The sequence below is a fragment of the Rhodobacter sp. TJ_12 genome, assembly GCF_020023995.1.
GTDB lineage: Bacteria > Pseudomonadota > Alphaproteobacteria > Rhodobacterales > Rhodobacteraceae > Rhodobacter.
On record NZ_NRRD01000052.1, the window covers coordinates 1 to 834 of the forward strand.

Sequence of the window (834 nt, forward strand, 5' to 3'; positions counted from 1 at the left end):
TGACACCGAACCATGGGCCGCGGCCGCTCCGCAATCAGACGCGCCCCTTCGATCAGGCCGGATGCAAGATGCACCTATAGTCAAACTGATGCGACATTTTGTCGCTTGCCAACTCATCGGGAACCTCGGCTAATGTATCTCGCGCTAGCCGATTTTAATTTTTATTGAAGACAGTTAGGGGGAGTAACGGTGGACGGAAGCAAGATGGACGAGCGGATGACCGCCTCGCGGCGTTTCCACAGTGTCGCGCAGCTCAGAGAGCTTCTTCTTGGACTTGAACATGATCTTGGCATTGCAGAACTTTCTCGCAATGAGCTTGATGTGCTCTATGCGGTGAAGCTTCTGGGCGAGACCGAAGATACCGTCGTCCGTTCGGACGCGATCCGGCGCCACACGCTGTGCAACGCCATCGCGACGCCGACGTTTCACCGCGCCCTGCGCTCCCTGGTGGAAAAGGGATTCGTCGACCATGCGCCGATGACGAAGGCGCGGGCCTACAAGCTCGGCAGCCGCGCCGCGCAGATCGCGCACTGAACCGGACGCCCCGTCCACAGGACCTGCGCGGTGGCGGGTTTTCCCGGCGCCGCGAAGCGCCTATCACTCCTCCATGAACATCGTCCTGCTCGTCACGGCCCTAGCGGTCCTTTTCATCGTGATCGCCGCCTGCGAGCCCGTCGCGGCCCGCCTGAGGCTGCCCTATTCGGTGGTCCTCGCGGTGGTCGGGGCCATGCTCGGCACGCTCGCGCTCTGGCTCCAGCGCAGCGGGGTGGCCGCGAGCTTCCCGCCCGAGGTGGCCGAGCTTCTTGCCCTGCCGATCCGGTCGAGCGTCTTCCT

General features: G+C 62.9%; 2 protein-coding genes. Both read left to right on the plus strand.

The features are described from left to right. Nucleotides 1-204: 204 nt before the first annotated feature. On the plus strand, nt 205-534 hold the full coding sequence (locus CKO11_RS17095) for a hypothetical protein (RefSeq protein ID WP_002720593.1): 330 nt from the start codon (nt 205-207) through the stop codon (nt 532-534). Between the two features lie 73 nt (nt 535-607). Further along, a partial coding sequence (locus CKO11_RS17100) for a hypothetical protein (protein ID WP_223641504.1) occupies nt 608-834 on the plus strand: 227 nt, incomplete at its 3' end.

Bases quoted from the DNA above. Each gene is read 5' to 3' on its own strand.
- CKO11_RS17095 (WP_002720593.1), top strand. From the start codon at position 205: ATGGACGAGCGGATGACCGCCTCGCGGCGTTTCCACAGTGTCGCGCAG.